Origin of the sequence: Massilia alkalitolerans DSM 17462, assembly GCF_000427785.1 — a bacterium.
GTDB classification, from domain to species: domain Bacteria; phylum Pseudomonadota; class Gammaproteobacteria; order Burkholderiales; family Burkholderiaceae_D; genus Telluria; species Telluria alkalitolerans.
Genome location: NZ_ATYR01000001.1, coordinates 227,385 through 243,886 on the forward strand (window position 1 = coordinate 227,385; position 16,502 = coordinate 243,886).

General features: G+C 64.0%; 19 protein-coding genes. 5 read left to right on the forward strand and 14 right to left on the reverse strand.

The window, feature by feature from the left end; all coding sequences use genetic code 11:
• Positions 1-94: 94 nt before the first annotated feature.
• The 9 genes from YWC_RS27810 to plsX form a co-directional block, all read right to left on the reverse strand.
• Positions 95-499 (reverse strand): sigma-E factor negative regulatory protein, encoded by a 405-nt coding sequence (locus YWC_RS27810; RefSeq protein WP_084416240.1) that lies wholly within the window; start codon positions 497-499, stop codon positions 95-97.
• A 59-nt stretch (positions 500-558) separates the two neighbouring features.
• A complete protein-coding gene (gene rpoE, locus YWC_RS0101040; RefSeq protein ID WP_027863712.1) occupies positions 559-1,161 on the reverse strand; it encodes an RNA polymerase sigma factor RpoE in 603 nt (200 codons plus the stop codon).
• A 61-nt stretch (positions 1,162-1,222) separates the two neighbouring features.
• Positions 1,223-1,777, reverse strand: a complete 555-nt coding sequence (locus tag YWC_RS0101045) for a hypothetical protein (RefSeq protein ID WP_027863713.1) — start codon at positions 1,775-1,777, stop codon at positions 1,223-1,225.
• 149 nt (positions 1,778-1,926) lie between these two features.
• Positions 1,927-3,177, reverse strand: a complete 1,251-nt coding sequence (gene fabF, locus YWC_RS0101050; RefSeq protein WP_027863714.1) for a beta-ketoacyl-ACP synthase II — start codon at positions 3,175-3,177, stop codon at positions 1,927-1,929.
• A gap of 32 nt (positions 3,178-3,209) precedes the next feature.
• Positions 3,210-3,449 (reverse strand): acyl carrier protein, encoded by a 240-nt coding sequence (gene acpP / locus YWC_RS0101055; RefSeq protein ID WP_020653257.1) that lies wholly within the window; start codon positions 3,447-3,449, stop codon positions 3,210-3,212.
• A gap of 170 nt (positions 3,450-3,619) precedes the next feature.
• Complete coding sequence (gene fabG / locus YWC_RS0101060; RefSeq protein WP_027863715.1) at positions 3,620-4,357, reverse strand: 3-oxoacyl-ACP reductase FabG; 738 nt, start codon at positions 4,355-4,357, stop codon at positions 3,620-3,622.
• A 39-nt stretch (positions 4,358-4,396) separates the two neighbouring features.
• Positions 4,397-5,335: an ACP S-malonyltransferase gene (gene fabD, locus YWC_RS0101065; protein ID WP_027863716.1), complete on the reverse strand. Its 939-nt coding sequence runs from the start codon at positions 5,333-5,335 to the stop codon at positions 4,397-4,399.
• Positions 5,336-5,476: 141 nt separating this feature from the next.
• Complete coding sequence (locus YWC_RS0101070; protein WP_027863717.1) at positions 5,477-6,463, reverse strand: beta-ketoacyl-ACP synthase III; 987 nt, start codon at positions 6,461-6,463, stop codon at positions 5,477-5,479.
• 26 nt (positions 6,464-6,489) lie between these two features.
• Positions 6,490-7,518, reverse strand: a complete 1,029-nt coding sequence (gene plsX, locus YWC_RS0101075) for a phosphate acyltransferase PlsX (RefSeq protein WP_027863718.1) — start codon at positions 7,516-7,518, stop codon at positions 6,490-6,492.
• On the opposite strand from plsX, the gene YWC_RS33275 reads away from it, so the two are divergent.
• Positions 7,477-7,671 carry a hypothetical protein gene (locus YWC_RS33275; protein WP_169728065.1) on the forward strand — a complete coding sequence of 65 codons (195 nt, stop codon included), beginning with the start codon at positions 7,477-7,479 and terminating at the stop codon, positions 7,669-7,671. The genes plsX and YWC_RS33275 overlap by 42 nt on opposite strands.
• A gap of 44 nt (positions 7,672-7,715) precedes the next feature.
• On the opposite strand, the gene rpmF is transcribed toward YWC_RS33275, so the two are convergent.
• Together rpmF and YWC_RS0101085 are read right to left on the reverse strand one after the other, a co-directional pair.
• A complete protein-coding gene (gene rpmF, locus YWC_RS0101080) occupies positions 7,716-7,898 on the reverse strand; it encodes a 50S ribosomal protein L32 (RefSeq protein ID WP_005666806.1) in 183 nt (60 codons plus the stop codon).
• Between the two features lie 217 nt (positions 7,899-8,115).
• A complete protein-coding gene (locus YWC_RS0101085) occupies positions 8,116-8,613 on the reverse strand; it encodes a YceD family protein (protein ID WP_027863719.1) in 498 nt (165 codons plus the stop codon).
• 175 nt (positions 8,614-8,788) lie between these two features.
• Between YWC_RS0101085 and YWC_RS0101090 the strand changes: the two genes are divergently transcribed.
• Positions 8,789-9,403, forward strand: coding sequence for a Maf family nucleotide pyrophosphatase (locus YWC_RS0101090; protein WP_027863720.1), 615 nt, complete (start codon positions 8,789-8,791; stop codon positions 9,401-9,403).
• Between the two features lie 22 nt (positions 9,404-9,425).
• Positions 9,426-10,175: an SAM-dependent methyltransferase gene (locus tag YWC_RS0101095; protein WP_027863721.1), complete on the forward strand. Its 750-nt coding sequence runs from the start codon at positions 9,426-9,428 to the stop codon at positions 10,173-10,175.
• Positions 10,176-10,376: 201 nt separating this feature from the next.
• Here the strand turns inward: YWC_RS0101095 and YWC_RS0101100 are convergent, their stop codons facing one another.
• From YWC_RS0101100 to aceA, 3 genes are all read right to left on the reverse strand, one after another.
• Positions 10,377-11,642, reverse strand: coding sequence for an EAL and HDOD domain-containing protein (locus YWC_RS0101100; RefSeq protein ID WP_027863722.1), 1,266 nt, complete (start codon positions 11,640-11,642; stop codon positions 10,377-10,379).
• A 120-nt stretch (positions 11,643-11,762) separates the two neighbouring features.
• A complete protein-coding gene (locus tag YWC_RS27815; RefSeq protein WP_084416241.1) occupies positions 11,763-13,031 on the reverse strand; it encodes a 23S rRNA (adenine(2030)-N(6))-methyltransferase RlmJ in 1,269 nt (422 codons plus the stop codon).
• 158 nt (positions 13,032-13,189) lie between these two features.
• Positions 13,190-14,488, reverse strand: coding sequence for an isocitrate lyase (gene aceA / locus YWC_RS0101110; protein ID WP_027863723.1), 1,299 nt, complete (start codon positions 14,486-14,488; stop codon positions 13,190-13,192).
• 379 nt (positions 14,489-14,867) lie between these two features.
• Here aceA and YWC_RS33280 point away from each other — a divergent pair, with 379 nt between their 5' ends.
• Positions 14,868-15,719, forward strand: a complete 852-nt coding sequence (locus YWC_RS33280) for a PEP-CTERM sorting domain-containing protein (RefSeq protein WP_036212497.1) — start codon at positions 14,868-14,870, stop codon at positions 15,717-15,719.
• 159 nt (positions 15,720-15,878) lie between these two features.
• Positions 15,879-16,454 (forward strand): PEPxxWA-CTERM sorting domain-containing protein, encoded by a 576-nt coding sequence (locus YWC_RS33645; protein WP_229412978.1) that lies wholly within the window; start codon positions 15,879-15,881, stop codon positions 16,452-16,454.
• Positions 16,455-16,502 lie beyond the last annotated feature (48 nt).

Sequence of the window (16,502 nt, forward strand, 5' to 3'; positions counted from 1 at the left end):
ATATGCAGAATGAATCAGATGAGCTGTGTGATATGCCGCACATATCAGCGATGCATGCGCCGGCGTCGGGTGTCGGTCGACCCAGGCTGTGAGCTTAAAGGCGCTTGACGGTCGCCGGGCTCGTGTCGGCAACCGGCCCGTCGAGCGGTGTCACGCCCTGCCCGGCCATCTTGCTGCCGTTGAGCGCTTCGGCCCCTGCCACGACCGCCGGTGCGATCGCCGCCAACGCATCGGCCGCGGTCGCCGGGCGCCCTGCCGCGCGCCGCAGCGGCGTCGGTTCGGCGGCAAGCCGGTCGGCCAGGCGCAGCGCGAAACCGGGGGAGAGTTCCGCCTCGAGGGGCTCGGCGCGCAAGGCATCGCCGATGCGGTGGTAGAGATCCCATGTCTGCCGCCCGTCCGCGTCGCGCAAGGCCGCCAGCGCGAGCTCGAGGTCGGCGTCCGGCAGTTCGCCGTCCGCAAAGGCCGATATGTATTCGCGTATCTTCTTGTTCGTGTCCATCTGGTAACCCGTCGCCGTCGGTCTGTTCAATTTGTCCCGTCTCTGTACGATCCTGCTACCTACCGACGTTTGTCAACCGGGAAATCGAGCAATGGGCGCAATTTCTCGGCAATGACTTCGCGTGCACGGAAAATCCGGCTGCGTACGGTTCCTATCGGACACGCCATCACCTCGGAGATTTCTTCGTAGCTCAATCCTTCTATTTCTCGCAGAACAATTGCCGTTCGCAATTCCAGTGGCAGTGCTTCCATCGCCGCATTGACAGTGTGGGCAATCTGCTTGCTCGCCAACACCGATTCGGGTGTGTTTATGTCGCGCAAGCTGTCCGCGTCGTCGAATCCCTCTGCCCGCTCGGCGTCGGCCTCGGTGGAGGTCGGCGCGCGGCGGCCCTGTGTGACCAAGAAATTCTTGGCCGTGTTGATTCCGATGCGATACAGCCAGGTGTAGAAGGCGGAATCGCCGCGGAAGTGGCGCAGCGCGCGGAAAGCCTTGATGAAGGTCTCTTGCACGACGTCTTCGGCTTCAGCCGGATCGTGCACGAGGCGCGACACCAGGCGCATCAGGCGGCGCTGGTACTTGGCCACGAGCAGGTCGAACGCGGCCCGGTCGCCAGCCTGGACGCGCTCCACCAACACCTGATCTCCCTCGCGTTCTGTCGTCACGGACCCTGCCCCATCGGCTGCAACGGCCCTCCCGCATAAGAGTTGGCCCGCTGCAATAAGTTCAAAGTATTTTGTGCTCCACCGGTGACCCGCCCCCGGCCTGTTGGCCGGCGCCGAGCGCCACCGCCAGGGCACGAAATGCCTCCGGCGGCAGGCTGTCCGGCAGGACGGCGACAGGCGTGCGTACGGGTGCGCGCGAACCAGGCCAGCGGTGTAGCCGCCCGCCCTGCGCACCCTCGTTCGCCGCTCCGGCAGCGCCGCCGTCAGTCCCCTCCAGGCACAGCATCAACATCCGCGGCCACAGCGTGGAACCGGCCGACAGCCTCACTGGCAAGCCTTCGCGTTTGTCCTGCCGCACACCCTGTTGTACCGTCAGGCGTAGCTGGCCGGGTCCAGAAATATCAATGCGATGCACCGTTGCAGCACGCAGCGCGGCATGCAGCACGCATGCTGCTCCGAACAGCAGCGCAGCCGCCACACAGGGCGCGGCCGCGAAGCGCGCGGACGTGGCGAAGCCCACGACGCAGGCGGCCGCGAACAGGGAGGCGCCGAAGCCGGCAAGCAGGCAACGCAGGCGGCGCGACGGCGCGATGACGACGCTCAGCGCGATCGACATGGCTCTTTGGCGAGGAAAGGAAAGGGCGCCGCAGCCCGGGGGGCGACGGAGGAGATACGGGGGTGGCTTGCGCAGGACCGAACGACGACGGCTGCAGGGCGCCCATTCCGGTTAGACCGGAATGGGCGTGGTCTGGTTCAGACCGAAGGTCAGACTTTTGCGAAAACGAGGGTACCGTTGGTACCGCCGAAGCCGAAGGAGTTCTTGACCGCGTAGTCGATCTTCATGTCCCGCGCCGTGTTGGCCACGAAGTCCAGGTCGCACTCCGGATCCTGGTTGAAGATGTTGATCGTCGGCGGCGACACCTGGTTGTGGATCGCCAGCACGGTGAACACCGATTCCAGGCCGCCCGCGCCACCCAGCAGGTGGCCGGTCATCGACTTGGTCGAGTTCACGACGAGGCCGGTCTTGGCGTGGTCGCCGAAGACGCGCTTGATGCCGCGCACTTCCGCCACGTCGCCCAGCGGCGTCGAGGTGCCGTGCGCATTGACGTACTGGACTTCGCCGGCGTTCAGGCCGGCGTTCTTCAGTGCCGCCACCATGCAGCGCGCCGCGCCACTGCCATCCTCGACCGGCGAGGTGATGTGGTTGGCGTCCGCGCTCATGCCGAAGCCGATGACTTCCGCATAGATCCTGGCGCCGCGTGCAACCGCGTGTTCGTACTCTTCGAGCACCATCACGCCGGCGCCCTCGCCCAGCACGAAGCCGTCGCGGTCCTTGTCCCACGGACGGGACGCGGTGGCCGGATCGTCGTTGCGGGTCGACAGCGCGCGCGCCGAGGCGAAGCCGCCCAGGCCCAGCGGCGACACGGTCGATTCCGCGCCGCCGGCGATCATCACGTCGGCATCGCCGTACTCGATCAGGCGAGCGGCGGCGCCGATGCAATGCAGGCCGGTGGTGCAGGCGGTGACGATCGCCAGGTTCGGGCCGCGCAGGCCGAATTTGATCGAGAGATCGCCCGAGATCATGTTGATGATCGATGCCGGCACGAAGAAGGGCGAGATGCGGCGCGGGCCGCGATTCATGTACTCTTCCTTGGTGGCTTCGATCATCGGCAGGCCGCCGATACCCGAACCGATGGTCACACCGATGCGGTCCGCGTTTTCCTCGGTCACGACCAGGCCGGAATCCTGCAGGGCCTGGATGCCGGCTGCCATGCCGAAATGGATAAAGCTATCCATGTTGCGGCCTTCCTTGCCCGGCAGGTAGTCTTCCACCTTGAAGTTCTTCACTTCACCGGCGAAATGCGTCGTGAACGGCGTCGCGTCGAACTTGGTAATGTTGGCAATGCCCGACTTCCCGGCCAGCGCCGCGTCCCACGCCTCGGCAATGGTGTTGCCGATTGGTGAAATGCAGCCCAGGCCGGTAACGACGACACGGCGGTTGCGTGAACGGCTCAAGCGATTCTCCCAGAAACTTTTAAAGCGACAGCTTAGGCCTTGACGTGCGCGGTGGCGTAGTCGATGGCTTGCTTGACGGTGGTGATCTTCTCAGCCTGCTCGTCAGGGATTTCCATTTCGAACTCGTCTTCCAGTGCCATCACCAGTTCCACGGTGTCCAGCGAGTCAGCGCCGAGGTCGTCAACGAACGAGGATTCGATTTTGATGTCTGCTTCTGCAACACCCAGTTGCTCAGCGACGATTTTTTTAACGCGTTGTTCGATATCCGACATGTTATGGCTCCATTAAGGTATGTGTTGCGGAAAGTGCGCGCATTTTATCAGGTTTGCGCGATGAAAAACTACTTTCGGCGATTACCGCTAATTCCACCGAAATTACTGCCAAAAGAGGCGAATCCGCCGGATTTTCTTCGCGAGCGAAGACAATCCGGCATTCTAGCCCCTTAATTCATGTACATGCCGCCATTCACGTGCAGCTCGGTGCCCGTGATATAGGCGGCGGTCGGGCCGGCCAGGAAGGCCACGGCATGGGCGATGTCTTCCGGCTGGCCGAGGCGGCCCAGCGGAATTTGGCCCAGCAGCGCGCTGTGCTGGTCGTCGCCCAGCGCCTTGGTCATGTCGGTGTCGATGAAGCCCGGCGCGACGCAGTTGACGGTGATGTTGCGGCTGCCGATCTCGCGCGCCAGCGCGCGGGTCATGCCGGCCACGCCGGCCTTGGCCGCGGCGTAGTTCATCTGGCCCGGGTTGCCCGAGGCGCCCACCACCGAGGTGATGTTGATGATGCGGCCGTGCTTGGCCTTCATCATCCCGCGCAGCACCAGGCGCGACAGGCGGCCGACGGCGGTCAGGTTGGTGGAGATGACGCTGTCCCACTCCTCGTCCTTCATGCGCATGGCCAGGTTGTCCTGGGTGATGCCGGCATTGTTGACCAGGATCGACAGGCTGCCGAAGCCCTTCTGCACCTCGTCGACGACGGCGCTGCACTGGGCCGCGTCGGTTACGTTCAGGACCACGCCCTTGCCGCCGAATTCGGCCAGGTATTCGCTGATGGCTGCCGCGCCGCTTTCGCTGGTGGCGGTGCCGACGACCTTGGTGCCCTGGCGCGCCAGTTCCAGCGCGATGGCCTTGCCGATACCGCGCGATGCGCCGGTGACGAGGGCGACTTGGTTCTCCAGATTCATGCTATTCCTTTTGTTTTGGTGTTGATCTCAAGCCGCCGGTCAAGCTGCACTGAGCGAGGCCAGCACGCGTTCCAGCGAAGCCTGGTCCACCAGGGCCTCGCCGACCAGCACCGCATCGATGCGCTTGGCCATGCCGATCAGGGTCTTGCTCGGGGCGCATTCGATGACCTGGGTCACACCCTCGGCGGCCATCTTCTGCATGGTCTCGACCCAACGCACCGGACCGGCGGCCTGGCGCACCAGGGCGTCCTTGATCGCGGCAGGATCGTGCAGGATAGCGACGTCGACGTTGTTGATCAAGTCGATCTGCGGCGCCGAGAAAGCGATGTTCTCCATGTAGTCGCGCAGGCGATCCGAAGCAGGCTTGAGCAGCGAGGAGTGGAACGGCGCCGACACCGCCAGCTTCATGGCGCGCTTGGCGCCCTTGGCCTTGGCGATCTCGCAGGCGCGGTCGATCGCGCCGGCATGGCCGGCGATGACGATCTGGGTCGGCTCGTTGAAGTTGACGGCTTCGACCACTTCACCTTGCGCGGCCTCGAGGCAGACGGCGCGCACGTCGTCGGCCTGCAGGCCCAGCACGACGGCCATGCCGCCCTGCCCGACCGGCACCGCGTCCTGCATCGATTGGGCGCGGAAGCGCACCAGCGGCACCGCGTCCTTGAACTGAATCACGCCCGCGGCGACCAGAGCCGAGTATTCGCCCAGGCTGTGGCCGGCAACGATGGACGGCAGCGGGCCGCCGGCGGCGATCCAGGCGCGGTACACGGCGACCGCGGCGGTCAGCATGACGGGCTGGGTGTTGGTGGTGAGATCGAGGTCTTCCTTCGGGCCTTCGGCGATCAGCTTGCCGATGTCGAAGCCGAGGGCCTCGGAGGCCTCGAGCACGGTCTGCTCGACAACCGGGTTGCCGGCGAAGCCGTTCAGCATGCCGACGGCCTGGGCGCCCTGGCCCGTAAACAGGAATGCGAATTTTGTCATTTTATTGTTCTCCGTAGGGTGGGCGGGTCTCCCGCCCACGCGGCGATCGTTATGGGCTCCGATTTCGGGCGCGGTGATCTCGCCGTTAACTATCACCGCGTGGGCGGCGACGCCGCCCACCCTACGAATTCGGGATGGCGATTACATGCGGGCGAGCACCGCGCCCCAGGTGAAGCCGCCGCCGACGCCTTCCATCAGCACATTGTCGCCCTTCTTGATACGGCCGTCGCGCACGGCGCAATCGAGCGCCAGCGGGATCGAGGCGGCCGAGGTGTTGCCGTGCTGGTCGACGGTGACGACCATCTTTTCCATCGGCAGCCCGAGCTTCTTGGCGGTGCCTTTCATGATGCGCAGGTTGGCCTGGTGCGGGATCAGCCAGTCGACGTCCGAGGGCTGCATCTTGGCGTGCTCGAGCGCTTCCTTGGCGACTTCTTCCAGCACGGTGACGGCCAGCTTGAACACTGCCGGACCATCCATGTACAGGAAGCCGCTGCCGGCCACGGCGCCGCCGGCCAGGTTGCCCGGGATCGACAGGATGTGCGACTGGCTGCCGTCGGCGTGCAGCTTGGTGGCCAGCACGCCCGGCTCTTCCGAGGCTTCCAGCACCACGGCGCCGGCGCCGTCGCCGAACAGCACGCAGGTGGTGCGGTCGGTGAAATCGAGGATGCGCGAGAACACTTCGGCGCCGATCACCAGCACGCGCTTGTACACGCCGGCGCGGATGAAGGCGTCGGCGGTCGAGACCGCGTACACGAAGCCGCTGCACACGGCCTGCACGTCGAACGCGGCGCTGTTGTTCGCCATGCCGAGCTTTTGCTGCACGATGCAGGCGGTGCTCGGGAAGCTGCCGTGGAAGTCCGGGGTCGAGCTGGCGACGATCACCAGGTCGATGTCGGCGGGCAGGCAGCCGGCCGCTTCCAATGCATTGCGCGCGGCCTTCACGGCCAGGTCGGAGGCGTTCTCGTCGCTGGCGGCGTAGTGGCGGCTCGAGATGCCGCTGCGGGTCACGATCCATTCGTCGGAGGTTTCGATCCCCTGCTCGGCCAGCTGGGCCGCGAGTTGATCGTTGGTGACGCGCTTGGCCGGCAGATAGCTGCCGGTACCGGTGATCTTGCTGTAGACAGTCATCTGTTCCACCATCCTGCTGGTTTTGGTCAAGCCTGGCGCTGCTGGGCGTCGGGCGGGGGCGGCATCAGTTCGGCGATCAGGGCCGACAGCTGCTCTTGTACGTCGTATTTGGCGGCGTCGTAGGCGCGCTTGATCGCCCATTCGAAGGCGAAGGCATTGGCGCCGCCGTGGCTCTTGAAGACCAGGCCCTTCAGGCCGAGCAGGCTGGCGCCGTTGTAGCGCTCCGGGTTCAGCTTCTTGAGCGACTTACGGGCCAGCAGCGCGCCGGCCATCGACAAGATATTTTCCGTGAACACGGATTTGACGAAGCGCGACAAGCCTTCGACGGCCTTGAGCGTGACGTTGCCGACGAAACCGTCGCACACGACCACGTCCACCGTGCCCTTGAAGATGTCGTTGCCTTCGACGTTGCCGTGGAAATTCAGTTTGCCGCGCTCGTGGTCGGCCTTGAGCAGCTGGCCGGTGGCCTTGACCACGTCATTGCCCTTGATTTCCTCGGTGCCGACGTTCAGCAGGCCGATGCTCGGGCGCGGATTGTTCTCCATGGCCGAGCACAGCACCGAGCCCATGATGGCGAACTGGTGCAGGTGGTGCGGTTCGCAGTCCACGTTGGCGCCCAGGTCGAGCATGTAGGTCGGGCCGCCCTTCTGGTTCGGCATGATCGAGCAGATCGCCGGACGGTCGACGCCGGCCATGGTCTTGAGCACGTAGCGCGAGACGGCCATCAGGGCGCCGGTATTGCCGGCCGAGACGCTGGCATTGGCGCTGCCGTCCTTGACCAGCTCGACCGCCACGCGCATGGACGAATCCTTCTTCTTGCGCAGGGCGATCTCGAGCGGGTCGTCCATGGTGACGACCTCGGTGGCGTTTTTAACGGTGATGCGGGCGTTCGACTCGGCGCCATGCTTCTTGAGTTCGGCGCGCAGGACGTCTTCGAGCCCCACCAGGATGAGGTGGACGTCAGCTTGTTTTTTTAGAAACGAGACGGCTGCCGGAATGGTAACTGAGGGGCCGTGATCGCCGCCCATGCAGTCAATGGAAATTGTGATTGTCATTTGTCGGGGGATGCCGGCTCACGCGATGCGGGCGGCAAGATGGGATGGGGCATGGCGCGTAGCCAGCCGCTGTCCGCGCAATTCAAAATGACGGAGTGCAAAGTTGTTGCAGCCGCTGAAAACGGAAAAGAAAAAGCGGCGCCACGCAGATAACATACGTTGCACCGCCTTCACAGTACTAAAGGACAAGACGTCGATTACTCGTCGTTCTTGGTCTTCAGGACTTTACGGCCACGGTAGAAACCGTTCGGGCTGATGTGGTGACGCAGGTGGGTTTCGCCGGTGGTCGGCTCGACTGCCAGGTTCGGTGCGGTCAGGAAATCGTGCGAACGGTGCATGCCGCGCTTCGACGGGGACTTCTTATTCTGCTGAACTGCCATGATGACTCCTAATACATAAGTTCTAAAATTCTAACACATTCGATTTGCAAATACTTGCAGATCGAGTATCCCAGCGGCAATTTCTTATTCATCCATCGCCGACATGTTTTAACGCTGCTACATCAACTGCCTACTGCCATACTCGACTACTGCACGCGTTTGACACGTTCTTTCAGTCGTACTGCTCGGTACTGCGGTACTACTAATTCTGTAATGCTTATTCGGGCTTGAGATTTTTCAGTGCCGCGAACGGCGAGACCTTCTCGGTCTTCAGGGTGTCCAGAAGCTTGGTGTCCGGACATACCTCATGTTTCGGTGCCTGCGGCAGGGCCAGCAGGGCTTCGTCTTCCAGCAGCTGGCGGATGTCGCACTCGCGGCTGCCGACGATCACGTCGATGCTCTCGTCGTCGAGGACTTCCTCGATCCCGTCCGCATCTTCGTCGTCCTTGCCGAGCACCAGCACGGTGGACGAGTCGATCTCGTATTCCATCGGTGTCAGGCAACGCTGGCACACCAGCTTCACGGGACCGGCAACCGCCAGTGTCATCGATGGGTAACCCTGCTTGGTCAGGCCGCCGTCGATCGACCAACGGATTTCGCCGGACTTGTCGACGCAATCGGCGGCCAGGCGGGTCATCTCGGCGACAGGGGTCGTGCCCTCGCGGTGTCCGCTATTCCGGCAAAACTCGAAGGCGTCAATGACAAAAGCGCTCATTTGGAAAACTTCCCCGGAAAACCTGCGATAATAACAGGCTTCTCCCCGCAGAGTCAAAGACTTACGTCGTTTTTGAGCGCTGCGCGTTGTACCCGATATGATTTATCGGGTTTACTTGACGGAGATATATGATCTATTAGCTTAGCTTATAGTTTTCCTTATTCGCCAGACCGCAATGATACCAAGTTCGGCGCCTTCGCGCCTCATTCTCGCCTCCAGTTCCGCTTACCGGCGCGAGCTGCTGTCGCGCCTCCAGCTGCCCTTCGAGGCGATCGCACCCGACATCGACGAAACACCCCGGCCCGGCGAAACGCCGCAGGACACCGCCATGCGCCTGGCGCGCGAGAAGGCGGCCGCGGTGGCGGCGCGTGCTCCGGGTGCGCTGGTGATCGGCTCCGACCAGGTGGCGACGCTCGACGGCATGCAGATCGGTAAGCCAGGCGACCATGCGCGCGCGCTGGCGCAACTGCAGCTGATGCGCGGGCGCCGCGTGGTGTTTCATACTGCACTGTGCCTGTGGGACAGCCGCGTGGCCGACCCGCTGCAAGCCGCCCAGGTCGAGAATGTGCAGGTCTTCGTGGACTTCCGCGACCTGCCCGATGCCGAGCTGGATGCCTACCTACGCATCGAGCAGCCCTACGACTGCGCCGGCAGCGCCAAGAACGAAGGCCTCGGAATTGCCCTGCTGGAACGGATCGAGTCAAGCGACCCGACCGCCCTTACCGGCCTGCCGCTGATCGCCTTGAGCAGCATGCTGCGCCGCGCCGGCGTTTCCTTCTTCGGCGTGTAACACCTCTTATTTTTTCTCAACGATGCCCGGCACCCTTTACCTGATCCCGAACACCCTTGGCCCCACCGATGCCTCCTCCGGCGCCCTCTCGGCCCTGCTGCCGACGCAGGTGCAGGCCCTGACCTCCAGGCTCGACTACTTCGTCGCCGAGAACGCCAAGACCGCGCGCGCTTTCCTGAAGCTGGTCGCCATCGACCATCCGCTGTCCAGGCCGCTGCAAGAAATCGAGATCGCCGAACTGAACGTGAACACGCCGCCGGCCGCGCTGGCGCAACTGCTGCAGCCGCTGCTGGCGGGACGCGATGCGGGACTGGTGTCGGAAGCGGGCGTGCCGGCCGTGGCCGACCCGGGCGCGGACCTGGTGCGCCTGGCCCACCAGCACGGGATCCCGGTGCGCCCGCTGGTGGGCCCTTCCTCGCTGCTGCTGGCGGTGATGGCAAGCGGCTTGAACGGCCAGAGCTTCGCCTTCAACGGCTATCTGCCGACCGACGCGACCCAGCGCACCAAGCGCATCGGGCAGCTGGAAGGGCGTTCGCGCAGCGAGAAGCAGACCCAGCTTCTCATCGAAACGCCGTACCGGAATGGGCAGATGCTGGAGGCCCTCGTCGGCGCCTGTCAGCCTGGAACCCTGATTTGCGTGGCGACGGATCTGTCGCTGGCGAGCGAGTCGGTCCGGACGCTGACGGCCGCGAAGTGGAAGACGGCGCTGGCGGCCGGCAAGGGGCCGGATTTTCACAAGAAGCCGACCGTGTTCCTGTTCCTGGCGCAGTGACAGCGTAACGCGGCCCCGTTCCGTCCGCACGTCGTTCCCGCGCAGGCGGGAACCCAAGTTTGCATGGGCCGCCACTAAACGCAAAGGCAGTCACTACGCGAAGGAATTGGATTCCCGCCTGCGCGGGAGTCATGGGCGCCAGTGGCGCGCATGACGGTCTTCAGGACAACGGTAATTGATGTGTCGTCTCAGCGCGACGCGTCAATGCACTTCATGGGTAAGTTCCCTCACCCAGTCGAAGGCCTGCAACTCGATCTCGCGAATCTGCGCCACCGACAGGCCGAGTTTGCGCAGCGCGTTATACAGTTTGCACCCGCCCTCCGCCGCCTCGAGCAGCTCGGCCACGCGCAGCATGGTGCCGAACTCCCCTTCACGGTCGAGCAGCGCCGTGCGCACGTCGTCCGCCACCTCGACGTTGTCGAGGATGTCGCGCATCTGGATCGAGAACAGCGCATCGGCCAGCGACATGATCCCCACCGTGAAGGCGCGATCGGCCCTGGCCGCATCGTTCGGATAGCGGGCCAGGGTCATCAGCTCGAGCAGCTTGCCGCGCGTGGTGGCCAGCTGCAGCAGCGGCGAGGCCAGCTCGACCCCGCCCGCGGTCGTGTACAGCAGGATCTGCAGCCAGCGCTGCAGCTGGCGCCGCCCGAGCTGGTGCAGCGCCTGCGACAGCGACTCGATCTGCGGCCCCGGCGCCGCGCGGCTGTTCACCAGGCGCAGCAGGTTCAGGCTGATCAGGGCATCGCGCTTGACCGCGGTTTCGATCACCTGGGCGTCCGCATCCGAGCTCACCAGCTCCAGCAGGCGCAGGATCGTCATCTCCGAAGGCGTGATCTTTTTGCCCGACAAGATGACCGGGCGGGCAAAGTAATAGCCCTGGAAGTATTCGAAACCCAGCTCCATGCACAGCTTGAATTCGTCGATGGTCTCGACCTTTTCAGCCAACAACTTCTTGCCGGTGGACTTGAGCGAGCGCACCAGGCCCTTCAGCTCTTGCGGCGGCACCAGCTTGACGTCGACCTTGATGACGTCGACCAGGCCGACCAGGCGGTCGAGCTCGGGCGAATGCTCGACCACGTCGTCGACCGCGAACTTGAAACCGAGCTCTTTCAGCTCGGCGACACGCGCCAGCAAAGCCTGAGTCGGCTTGACGGTTTCCAGGATTTCGAGGATAACCTTATGCGGAGGCAGGAAACGTACGAAGTCGCTCATCAGGACGACCTCGTCGACGTTGACGAAGGCCAGCTGCTCGCCGACCACCTGCTCCATGCCCAGCTGCGAGGCGTGCGAGATCACGGCCGCCGTCGCCGCAGCGTTGTCGGTCAGTTTCGCATCGTCGTCCTCGCCGGCGGCACGGAACAGCAGCTCGAATGCCACGAGGTGCTGGTCACGGCCGAGGATAGGCTGACGTGCGAGGAAAAAATCGTTGGACGGCACGGATGCCGCTGCCGTTGCTTCGGCATGCATCTACAAAACTCCTGGAAACTGTTTCGGCCCGGATAGACGCGCCGGACAGGCGCGAACGCCTGCCTCGGAGACTATACTACAGATCCGACACTATTAGCATTTTTATATCGAACTTGCGGATCAGCGCTTGCCGCCGCCCTTGCCGCCGGTGCGTGGACCAGCCGGCCGCGGACCGGCGCTGCGCGGTCCGTTGCTGCGCGGACCGTCAGCGCGTGGCGCTGCCGAGCGTGCTCCCGTGGCGCCGCCCGCGACAGCCGGACGCTTGCCCGGAGCGCGTCCCTCGCCCGGCCCGCCCGCCTGCGGCTTGCCCTGGACGCTGCCGTCCGGGTGCCAGACGCGGCGCGCACCTGTCTTCGGTGCGGCCGGCGCCGCCTCTTCGCCCTCACGCACCATGCTTTGTCCCGGCAGGCGCAGGCTGCCCTTGCCGGACAGCGGGCTGGCGCGGCGCGCATTGCCGACCGGCACACGCGGCCCCTCGCCGGCCAGGCGCGCGGAGGCGGCACCGGTCAGCTGGGTGCCGGTTTCGATGGTGAAACGCGCGCCGGCATCCTTGCCGAGCACCTGCACCAGATAAGGCATGGTTTCGCGCAGCATCGCTTCCAGGGTGTAGGGCGGATTCAGGATGAACATGCCGCTGCTGTGCAGGCCGATGCCGTCCGGCCCCGGGGTCGAGACGGTAAGGGTCACGTTGAGCCACTCCTTGGCCGCCAGGCGCTTGAGCTTGTCAGGGAACTGGCGCGATTCCATGCGTTGCAGCACCGGATACCAGACCGCGTACATGCCTGCCGGGAAACGGCCCAGGGCTTCTTCCAGTGCGTCGCGCACCTTCTTGTAGTCATCCTTCACTTCATACGGCGGGTCGACCAGCACCAGCGCGCGGCGCGAAGGCGGCGGCAGCAGCTTCTTGAGGCTCTGGAAGCCGTCGCCGTGCTCGATGAGGACGCGCTTGCCGCGGGCGCGCTCGCCCTGCTCGGCCCGGTGCGCCTCGGCCTTGCGCACGTTCTCGTGCAGGATCTTGACGTCGGCCGGGTGCAGCTCGAACAGGCGCAGGCGGTCATCGAGGCGCGACATCTGGTCGGCCACATAGGGCGAGCCCGGGTAGTAGCGCATCTTGCCGCTCGGGTTCATGCCCTTGACCAGGTCGAGGTAGGGCTTGAGCGCCTCGGGGACGTTGGTCGCATTCCACAGGGGGCCGATGCCGGTGTCGTACTCGCCGGTCTTGGTGGCCTGGAAACTGTCGAGCGCATACACGCCAGCGCCCGAATGGGTATCGATATAGGTGTAGGCGACGTCCTTCTGGTTCATGTACAGGTGAAGCTGCACCTGGACGAAGTGTTTGAGGACATCGGCGTGGTTACCCGCATGGAAGGCGTGGCGGTAGCTCAACATAAGCTGGAATTCCTGAGAAAAGAGTCGGTGCCGTGTTCTTCGACGGCGCAATGGGCGCCATTATCCACTACAAAGCAATTTCTCGGGCCGATGAAAAAAACCGCAGGCCCTTGCGGGCGCTGCGGCAAAGTCACAGAGGTAAGTATGACGGGCAGCGCTCAGGCGACCTTCTTCTCGTCGAAGAACTGCTCGTCCTCGGTGGAACCATGCAGCGCGGTGGTCGAGCTCTGGTTCTGCTGGATGGTCTGGGTCACGGCGTCGAAGTAACCGGTGCCGACTTCGCGCTGGTGCTTGACGGCGGTGAAGCCCTTCTCGGCGGCGGCGAACTCGTTTTCCTGCAGCTCGACAAAGGCCGACATGCCGCGGCGGGCATAGCCGTGCGCCAGGTTGAACATGCTGTAGTTCAGGGCATGGAAGCCGGCCAGGGTGATGAACTGGAACTTGTAGCCCATTGCGCCCAGCTCTTTCTGGAACTTGGCGATGGTTGCGTCGTCCAGGTTCTTCTTCCAGTTGAACGAAGGCGAGCAGTTATAGGCCAGCATCTTGCCCGGGAATTTCGCATGGATGGCTTCTGCGAACTGCTTGGCGAAATTCAGGTCCGGCTTGCCGGTCTCGCACCACACGAGGTCGGCGAAGGGCGCGTAGGCCAGGCCGCGCGAAATGGCTTGCTCGATGCCCGGCTTGACGCGGTAGAAGCCTTCCACGGTGCGTTCGCCGGTGCAGAAGGGCTGGTCGATCGGGTCGACGTCCGAGGTGAGCAGGTCGGCCGCTTCGGCGTCGGTGCGGGCGATGACCAGGGTCGGCGTGCCCATCACGTCGGCCGCCAGGCGCGCGGCGTTGAGCTTCTCGACCGCCTCGCGGCTCGGCACCAGCACCTTGCCGCCCATGTGGCCGCATTTCTTGACCGAAGCCAGCTGGTCCTCGAAGTGCACGCCGGCGGCGCCGGCATCGATCATGGCCTTCATCAGCTCAAAGGCGTTCAGCACGCCGCCGAAGCCGGCCTCGGCATCGGCCACGATCGGCGCGAAGTAGTCGATGTCGTCCTTGCCCTCGGACCACTGGATCTGGTCGGCGCGCTGGAAGGTATTGTTAATGCGGCGCACCACGAGCGGCACCGAATTGGCCGGATACAGCGACTGGTCCGGATACATTTCGCCGGCAACGTTGGCGTCGCCCGCCACCTGCCATCCCGACAGGTAGATCGCCTTCAGGCCCGCCTTCACCTGCTGCATGGCCTGGTTGCCGGTCAGGGCGCCCAGGGCATTCACGTAGGGTTCGTTGTTGACCAGGTCCCACAGCTTCTCGGCGCCGCGCTTGGCGAGGGTGTGCTCGATCTGGATCGAGCCGCGCAGGCGGACCACATCCTCGGCCGTGTAGTTGCGCGTCACACCTTTCCAGCGCGGGTTGGTTTCCCAGTCTTGCTGGAGTTCACTGATCTGTTGTTCACGAGTTGCCATGCTGATTCTCCTGATTGAAAGGCTAAGTTGCGAAGGAATCCGTTGGGTAAATCATAGATCAGTTTGTGCGCAGCACAACAACTCTTATATAAGACATCAAAAGATTTTTTTATCTCTTTATTTCAATGACTTACAAATTGCATTTCATGATGCGATATAAAATTTCTCAGAATGGGAATGAATGAAGGGGCTGGCTTTGCTGCAAATTTCGTCAGGCGGAATGTGCATTTCACCATGTAAAACAAAGTCTTCGGAAGGCTGTTGCGCAGATGCATTCAATCATCAATTTCCTCAAATAATTGTTGACTAGACGAATTTGTAATGACATGATGCAATCATCAGATTCGTCAAAAACCTCAACAAATTATCGAAAGTGATTATGCGCACCCTCCTCCGTCTCGCAGTCAGCAGCCTCTTCATTGTTGCCGCAACCAATGCGTCGGCGGGTGTCATCACACAAGACGGCGTCGTGTTCACGTCGACTTTCACTGGGAATGTCCTGAGGCTCGAAATCGACGCCGCCAAACGCAGCGGCGGCTGGGCCGCCGCGAGCGCCATCGACGCCCTGTCGATCAAGACGGCTGGGAGTTTCTCGGGCGTGAAGATGAGCAGCTCGACCGGCGCCAACTGGGCGCTGTCGAGGGCGGAACTGAACGCCGCCGGCTGCGCCGGCAAAGGCAAGGGTGGCGCCGCCCGCCTGTGCTTCAGCGGCGACGCCGTCGACCTGGCCGACAACATGGTGTTCACCTTCACCTTCGAAGGCAGCCCGGAACTCGCCGCGCCGCACCTGAAGGTGCACTTCGTGAACGCCGGCGGCGCCAAGCTCGGTAGCCTGCTGTCAATGGACTTCCCATGGCAGGCGGAGACCAAGCCGGCGCCCGTCCCTGTTCCGGCTCCGGCTCCTGCTCCGGCGCCCGCTCCCGTTGCCGAACCAGCACCGGTGCAAACGCCTGATCCGGCGCCGGCCGGCGGCACGCAGGGAGGTAGCGGCGCGGCCGAGACCGGCGGCAACCTGCCGGTCGCGACGCAGCCGGCTCCCCTGGATCCGGCGCTGTTCCCGGCGTCCCCCATCGTCGTTCCAGGCGGCGGCAACGCCGACACCGGCAACACCCCCATCGTCGAGCCTGCCGACGGCGGGTCCAGCGAGGTGCCTGAACCGCAATCCCTGGCCATCGTCGGCGCCGGCCTGGCCGTGATGGTCCTGGCGCGCCGTCGCCGCCGTACGGCCTGACATTCCAGCGCCGCGGCGCTAACTCAGCCATTGGTTAATCGCCTAACAGAAAGGTCAATACGAGCGGACTAGTCTGGACTCGCGTGCTCATCCGTACGCGAGTCCGGGCCGTTCGCCGACGCGAAGGCCCGGTCGTTCAATGTCATTTAGGAGATTGAATTGAAGACCTTACTTTGCAAAGCAACGGCTGCCCTTGCTTTGGCCGCCGGCGTCGCCGCCACGGCCCAGGCCGGCTCCCTCACCTACCAGGGCGTGACTTTCACGTCGACCTGGAGCGGTAATCTCTTGACCCTGGAAATCGATGCCGCCAATCGCACCGGAGACTGGCTCGAGGCCAGCTCCATCGGCGCCCTCCAGCTCAAGGACGTGGGCAGCTTCTCCGACGTGACCCTGGTGTCGGCGCCCGGCCTGGCGACCGACTGGACCCTGTCGTCGAACGAACTGAACGCCAACGGCTGCGCCGGCGGCGCCCATGCGGGACGCAGCCTGTGCTTTTCGGGCGAGCGCGTGGCCCTGGCAGACGACATGGTGTTCCAGTTCAGCTTCAGCGGCGGCGCGCCCGACCTGGAAGCGCCGCACCTGAAAGTGAACTTCTTCGGCGAGGGCGAGCGCAAGGTGGGCAGCCTGCTGTCGCAGGCCATCGCGCCGGTGCCGGAGCCGCAGACCTACGCGATGATGCTGGGCGGACTTGGCCTGGTAGGCTGGATGGCGCGCAGGAAGCGCAAGGGGGCTTGAGCACCCGCTCCGGGGCATGAAAAAACGGCGCGTGCCTTGCGGGACGCG